This window comes from uncultured Anaerococcus sp. (assembly GCF_947253225.1).
GTDB lineage: Bacteria > Bacillota > Clostridia > Tissierellales > Peptoniphilaceae > Anaerococcus.
Map to the genome: position 1 here is coordinate 1 of NZ_CAMXYR010000069.1, position 6,660 is coordinate 6,660.

The window sequence follows — 6,660 nt, forward strand, 5'->3', positions numbered from 1 at the left end:
AGATGAGCGCAATAGTCTCGTGGGCTCGGAGATGTGTATAAGAGACAGCTAAAAATAAAGAGAAATTCTGATAAAAATTAGAAATAACTATTGACTTCTGTTATATAAATCAGTATACTAATATATATCGCAAGTTCAAATAAATAGAAAAGGAGGAAAAATATGAGAAAGATGTATGTTGATGCTGAAGAAGTCAGCAAAGATTGGGGAGTTTCAAAACCCAAAGCATACAAAATGATAAAAGAATTAAATGAGAGAATGCTAAAAGACAATCCGAACCTGATAGTGATTGCAGGTAAGGTTAATCGAAAATTTTATGAAGAAAACTGTTATGGTCAAACGAAAGAAGTATAGGAGGTGATGATGTGTCAGCCAGCAAGGATAAAGAAAGAGGCACATGGAAAATCTATTTAAGGTATGTTGATTGGCAAGGAGTAAAACAAATCCATACAAAACGTGGATTTGCTACAAAGAGAGAGGCATTGGAATATGAAAGGGAGTTTTTAGCAAGTAAGTCGAGAGATTTGAATATGCTTTTTGAATCCTTTGTTGAAATCTATTTGAGCGATTTAAAGCCAAGAATTAAATACAACACTTATTTGACAAAGGTTCATATTATAGAAACGAAAATAATACCTTACTTTGCCAAGAAATCTATAGCTGAAATAACAGCTCCAGATATTTTACAGTGGCAAAATGAATTGCTTAAAAAGTCAGATGGTGAGGGGAAACAATATTCTCAAACTTACTTAAGAACGATTCAAAATCAACTAAATGCGATTCTTAACCATGCCAATAAATATTACGGTTTAACAAGCAACCCTGTTCATAAAACTACTAAGATGGGAAAAGCGAAAGCACAGGAAATGTTATTTTGGACTAAAGAGGAATATGAAAAATTTGCTGAAAGTGTTAAGAGCAAACCTGCCTCATACTATGCTTTTGAGATACTTTATTGGTGCGGTATTAGAGAAGGTGAATTGCTTGCACTTACAAAAGACGATTTTGATCTTGAGAAGAAAACTCTAACTATTAGTAAATCATTTCAAAGGTTAAAAGGAAAAGATTACATTACATCTCCTAAGACAGAAAAAAGCAATAGAGTAATTCAATTACCACAATTTCTATGTGATGAAATGTCAGACTTCTTTGGGATGTTTTATCATTTGGATTCAAAGGAGAGACTATTTAATTTTACAAAATCATATTTACATCATGAAATGGATAGAGCTTGTAAGTTATCAGGAGTAAAACGAATTAGAGTTCATGATTTAAGACATTCTCATGTTGCTTATTTGATAGAGCAAGGTTTTTCTCCGGTGGTAATTGCAGAAAGATTAGGTCATGAAAGTATCTCAATAACCTTAAATTATGCACATTTATATCCGTCAAAGCAGTTGGAAATCATTGAAATGATAGAGAAAGAAAGGAATTAAATTTATTAAGATGAGTAAGATATTTAAAAGAGAAAGTCTACAAACAAAAGGTAGAAAACTGAAAGTCGATAAAAATAGAAAAAGAAATATTATAGTGAATTTCAGAATGTCTCCAGAAGAAAAAAGTTTATTGGAAGAGAAAATAGTATTATCAGGATTAAACAAACAGGATTATATGATTCAAATGAGTATAAATCATAAAGTTGAGGTATTTGGAAATATAAGAGTGTTTGATGAACTGAAAACGAAACTGAAAATGCTTGAAGAATATTTTAAAAATGTTAATTTGGACTGCGATATTGAAGAAAATAAGCTTGAACTTTTGGCATATATTCTGGAAATGTTTGAAACGATGAATAGAAATAAAAATGACTCTACCTACTGCAATAGATAGAGTCAAGAAGCAACCTGATAAGATTGCAACTCTTAAAAATATTTTATCAGTTTGTACTTCTATCATCAACACAATTATGGAGGTAAAAAATGATAAATAAAGAAACATATATTAACAATATTCCACAGGAATTAAAAGACTGCAAGCAATGGTTATGGTTTAAAATTTATCATAACAAAGATAAAAAGGGTAATGCAAAAGCTGTAAAAATCCCAATCAGTCCAATCACTTGTGAAGCAAATGAATGGAATAAAAAAGAGAACTGGACAGATTTTGAAACTGCCTTAGATGGCTTAGAAAAAGCGGTTGTGATGGTCTATCGTTTGTTTTAACTGAAGATGATCCGTTTGTCTGTATTGATTTAGATAATGTTAAGGACAGCTTTGAGGATGTGCGAGACATCATAAGTGATTTTGGCGAAACATATAAGGAAATTTCCGTATCGGGAAACGGAGTCCACATATTTGCCAAGGGAAGAATTCATAAGAACATCAACAATCAAGCTGATCGTTTTGAAATGTATAAATCAAATAAGTGCATTGCTATGACCGGTGATGTCATAGGAACTTGCACAGAAGTAAAGAATGAACAATATAAGTTAAACCTTTACTATGAAAAATATGCCATTAAAGAAACGATTAGAGAGCAAATTTTCTACTATAAAAATATAAATAGTGATGTGCCGGATATTGAAGTGATTTTAAAGGCAATGTATATGACTAATCGCAAAGGCAGAGAGATTTTTAGAGGCAAATATTCCACAGGCAATGCAAGCAAAGACGATTTTCAATTGCTTCTTATCTTAAACAGCTTTACACATGGAAATGCAGATTTAATGCTTGAGATCTTCCTGAAATCATCATTGAACCGAATGGGTGATATGAGTAAAAGAAGAAATGAGGCAGCATATATTAAATACTTAAATCAAAGTATTCAGAAGGCACAGGAAGTCGGCGGAACGAATTATTGGGATTATAACTATCATAGAAAAAATAAGGAGGAGATTCGTTGAAAGCCTATACGATAAACACTGAGTTTGATACCTCTGATAAGTATATCGTTGATAATATTATTGCAAGAAAAAGCATTACATTGATTGTAGCTTCTCCTAAAAAAGGCAAAACTGCATTAGGATTAAATCTTGGTATTTGTATAAACGAAGGAATTGATTTTCTTGAAAATAATGTAAAAAAAACAAAGGTTGTTTACTATTGCAATGAACTCTCGGGTAAACTTATTCAAGAAAGAATTAAGAGATTAGATATACCTTGTTCAAACACTATGAAATTTTATGAAGGCACAAGTTATGTAGACTTTGGTGAGTTTGAAAGAATTATAAAATCTGATGTTGAATTGGGCTATGAGGTGTTCGTAGTTGATACATTTTCTAAGATAAAATATGACAGAAAATATAATGCTAATGATTACAATGATACCTATGAGGTTATGGCAAAGTATTATGAGCTTATAGAAAAATATGGTTGCACTTTTATTATGATGTATCACACAAAAAAGGATTCATCTATCAAAAGTGTGAGTGAAAAAGTGATAGGTTCTCAAGCGTTATCCGGTTCAGTAGACACTATAATAGCTATAAATAAATCATCGGAATTTGATACAGAGTTTAGCTTGGATGTAACCAGTAGGCTTTTTGAATCAAGGGTATATCAAGTAAAAATTCATCCGTCAAAAAAGATATTGGAGTTAGATAAAATAGATCCGATTGAAATGCTGGAACCGTCCATTCAAAGATTAGTTCAACTTATGCCTAAATTAAAAGAAATAGAAGGAACAATAGTTGATATTTGCTCAAAGATAAAATTAGAGATAGAGAGTCCGCAACAATTCGGCAAGACCTTAAATCGTAATAAAGATATTCTCAGAAAAAATGGAATCAGCATTAAAATGAAGCGAGGAAAAAACAACAATAACTATCAAGTTAAATATAATTCAGAGGATGTGATTTATTAAAATGCCGTTCAAACCGTTCGTACCGTTTGATGTTTCATGTGTAAGGGAATGTCGTGCGGTATGAACGGTGCAAACGGTAATTGAAGAATCTACATCTATTTTTTCTGTGCAAGTTAAAGACTAATTTATAAAAATTATGAATTACATGTTGATAGCAAGCATATACTTTTTGACCACACCCAAAAAGTAGGCTTGAAATTTGATAACTCAAATTTGAAATATTTAGGGAGAACCCTAAGACCCCGAAGAAGAAAGGAGTGATGAAAAATGTCAAAGAGTGTTAATCGAAAAAATAATTACACTGTTCATTTTATGATAAATGAAGATGATATGAAAGAACTTAACAGAAGATTTGCTTTGACCAATTTTAAGAGCAAAAGAGAGTTTTATAGAGACAGTATTTTCAAGAATAGAATTATTAGCATTGATTTATCCGGTAAGTTTAGAAAAGAACTGCGAGAACTTTCTTCCCTTGTCAGTCGTAACTCAGTGAACCTGAATCAGATTGCAAAGGCAGCAAACAGTACAGGAGCTATTTATAAAGATGATATTGAAAGTATCAAGAAAGCCTTGCAGCGAGAACTACTTTTTTTATCAGGATTTAGAGAAAAAGTTTCGGACTATATTATCAATGAGGCAATAAGCTGATGGCAGTTACAAAGATACATCCGATTAAAACAACACTTAAAAAAGCCATAGACTATATCTGTAATGGTGATAAAACCGATGATGAAATCTATGTTACAACACACCTGTGTAGCAGAGAAAATGCTCATAAGGAATTTGAACTTACTAAGAAACAATTTAACTCAAGAACAAAGACCTTAGCACATCATTTGATTCAATCTTTTGTTCCGGAAGAAGTTAGCTTTGAAGAAGCACATCAAGTTGGAATTGAGTTATGTGAAAAGATTTTAGGCGGGAAATATGAATATGTTTTAGCAACACATATAGACAAAGACCATATTCATAATCATATCATTTTTAATTCCATAGATGTGGACGAGGGCAAGGTTTATCATTCTTATTACGGCTCCTATACGAATATCAGAAATCAAAGCGACAAGCTATGTAAGGAGCATAATTTATCTGTCATCGACCAAGAAATACAAAAGGAAATCAACGAGATTAAGCGAAGAAAGTTTGTGAATTGGTATGACTGGAATGAGGATAAAAAAGGTAAAAGTTATAAATCAAGACTTCAATTTGATATGGATAGAGTAATTCAAAAAGCAATAAGCTGGGAACATTTTCTTAAAATAATGGAACAATATGGATATGAAATTAAGTTTGGAAAGTATATTGCTTTCAAACAGAAAAATCAGCAGAGATTTACAAGAGCGAAAACCATAGGGGATAATTACACAGAAGAAAAAATCAAAGAAAGAATCCGAAATAAAGACAAAGATCTGGGCAATATCATAGACATTAAGAACAACGATAAAGCAAATTCCAGCAAAGGATATGAGCATTGGGTGACAAAGCATAATCTTAAAACAGCGGCTTCAACGCTGGTTGAGATTAGAAACAAAGGCTTTAAGTCAATGGTAGAATTAGAGCGTGGCATTAGTCGAATAGCCAATGAAAAGAATGAACTAAGACAGGAATTTGATAAACTTTCAAGGGAACAAAAGAGGATGAAGGAAGTTGTTAAACATATTCAAATCTGTATCAGTAAAAGAGAACATTATGAAGGCTACCGAAAAAATCCAAACGACAAGATTTATATGATGATGAACAGAAAAGATGTGGAAGCCTATCAGAAGTCTTATGAAGAAATAAATATTTTTCTGAAGCAATTTCCGCACTTGAGACATGTTGTAGCAGGAGAGTTAAAGACAAAATCAAGTAAAAATCTTTTCAGGAAATTAAATGAGCATTCTAAAGAGTTAAAAGCTAAACAAGAGGTGATAATCAAGAAACATAATTCATTAGCATCACAGTATGATGAATTGGAGCATTTGAAAGTTAATATGAATGATTATCTCGGTAGGTATAAAACTGAAAAGAAAAAGGAATCAGTTATTGGTACAATTAAGAATCATAGAAGAAAAATAGATAAAACAATTGATCATAGTCATAATATAAATAACGATATGGAGTTATAGAGATACATGGAGAGTATTATAGAAGATACTCTCCGTTTTTGATGCAATTAGCATCTGATTTTTTGCTGAAAACCTGGAAAATTTGCGTAAAATATGCTATAATGTCTACTAAATAGATTAAAATGTGGCAAGGAGGAATAAAGATGGCAAGTCTTAATGTTACTGATGTAATAAAAGAATTAGATATTTCTAAGTCATATTTATATAAATTAATAGATAAAGAAAATATTTTAATTCCCAGAAGTGATACAGGAAGATACTTTTGGGATGAAAATACAGTTGAAACTATAAAAAAAGTTTTGAATACAGGTAGTTTACAAGATGAGGATGACACAGATTTTTTAATATCTAAATTAGGATTAAAGCAGTCATTTATAAATAATAGACGATATTTAGGAAATAAATATTCTCTTTCTGATTTTATAAGAAAAACAGTTGATGAAAATTGCAAAGGTGTAAATATTGTCATTGACATATTTAGTGGAACCGGTGCAGTTGCGAATACTTTTAAGGATAAAATGATTATCACAAATGATTTACTGTATAGTAATTATATTTCCAATTATGCATTTTTTGGATATGAAAAATATTCAAGTAAAAAGATAATTGAGCTTATATACGACTATAATCAAGTTAAAACAAAAGAAAATAATTATATGCGAGAAAATTTTGCAGATACATTCTTTTCTGCTGATGATTGTAGCAAGATAGGATATATAAGAGCCTGTCTCTTATACACATCTCCGAGCCC

General features: G+C 31.2%; 9 protein-coding genes. All 9 read left to right on the forward strand.

Translation table 11 applies throughout. The features are described from left to right. Positions 1 to 162 precede the first annotated feature (162 nt). On the forward strand, positions 163 to 354 hold the full coding sequence (locus tag Q0W95_RS07020; RefSeq protein WP_007392548.1) for a hypothetical protein: 192 nt from the start codon (positions 163 to 165) through the stop codon (positions 352 to 354). 11 nt (positions 355 to 365) lie between these two features. Then, positions 366 to 1,436, forward strand: coding sequence for a site-specific integrase (locus tag Q0W95_RS07025; RefSeq protein WP_297791270.1), 1,071 nt, complete (start codon positions 366 to 368; stop codon positions 1,434 to 1,436). Between the two features lie 10 nt (positions 1,437 to 1,446). Further along, positions 1,447 to 1,830: a hypothetical protein gene (locus tag Q0W95_RS07030; protein ID WP_073998379.1), complete on the forward strand. Its 384-nt coding sequence runs from the start codon at positions 1,447 to 1,449 to the stop codon at positions 1,828 to 1,830. 89 nt (positions 1,831 to 1,919) lie between these two features. Next, the gene (locus Q0W95_RS07035) at positions 1,920 to 2,162 is read left to right on the forward strand and encodes a hypothetical protein (protein WP_297791273.1); all 243 of its coding nucleotides are present in this window, start codon (positions 1,920 to 1,922) and stop codon (positions 2,160 to 2,162) included. A 59-nt stretch (positions 2,163 to 2,221) separates the two neighbouring features. Next, complete coding sequence (locus tag Q0W95_RS07040) at positions 2,222 to 2,842, forward strand: hypothetical protein (protein WP_297791275.1); 621 nt, start codon at positions 2,222 to 2,224, stop codon at positions 2,840 to 2,842. Then, positions 2,839 to 3,801: an AAA family ATPase gene (locus Q0W95_RS07045; protein ID WP_297791277.1), complete on the forward strand. Its 963-nt coding sequence runs from the start codon at positions 2,839 to 2,841 to the stop codon at positions 3,799 to 3,801. Before Q0W95_RS07040 ends, Q0W95_RS07045 begins: the two co-directional genes overlap by 4 nt. A 267-nt stretch (positions 3,802 to 4,068) precedes the next feature. Then, positions 4,069 to 4,449, forward strand: coding sequence for a plasmid mobilization relaxosome protein MobC (mobC, locus tag Q0W95_RS07050; RefSeq protein ID WP_297791279.1), 381 nt, complete (start codon positions 4,069 to 4,071; stop codon positions 4,447 to 4,449). Continuing rightward, the gene (locus tag Q0W95_RS07055) at positions 4,449 to 5,909 is read left to right on the forward strand and encodes a relaxase/mobilization nuclease domain-containing protein (RefSeq protein ID WP_297791281.1); all 1,461 of its coding nucleotides are present in this window, start codon (positions 4,449 to 4,451) and stop codon (positions 5,907 to 5,909) included. Before mobC ends, Q0W95_RS07055 begins: the two co-directional genes overlap by 1 nt. Positions 5,910 to 6,052: 143 nt before the next feature. After that, on the forward strand, positions 6,053 to 6,660 hold a 608-nt coding region (locus Q0W95_RS07060), incomplete at its 3' end, for a DNA adenine methylase (RefSeq protein WP_297791283.1).

Excerpts from the sequence above, each read along its gene's own strand:
- Q0W95_RS07020 (WP_007392548.1), top strand. The coding sequence starts at position 163 with ATGAGAAAGATGTATGTTGATGCTGAAGAAGTCAGCAAAGATTGGGGA.
- Q0W95_RS07030 (WP_073998379.1), top strand. The coding sequence starts at position 1,447 with ATGAGTAAGATATTTAAAAGAGAAAGTCTACAAACAAAAGGTAGAAAA.
- Q0W95_RS07035 (WP_297791273.1), top strand. The coding sequence starts at position 1,920 with ATGATAAATAAAGAAACATATATTAACAATATTCCACAGGAATTAAAA.
- mobC (WP_297791279.1), top strand. The coding sequence starts at position 4,069 with ATGTCAAAGAGTGTTAATCGAAAAAATAATTACACTGTTCATTTTATG.
- Q0W95_RS07055 (WP_297791281.1), top strand. The coding sequence starts at position 4,449 with ATGGCAGTTACAAAGATACATCCGATTAAAACAACACTTAAAAAAGCC.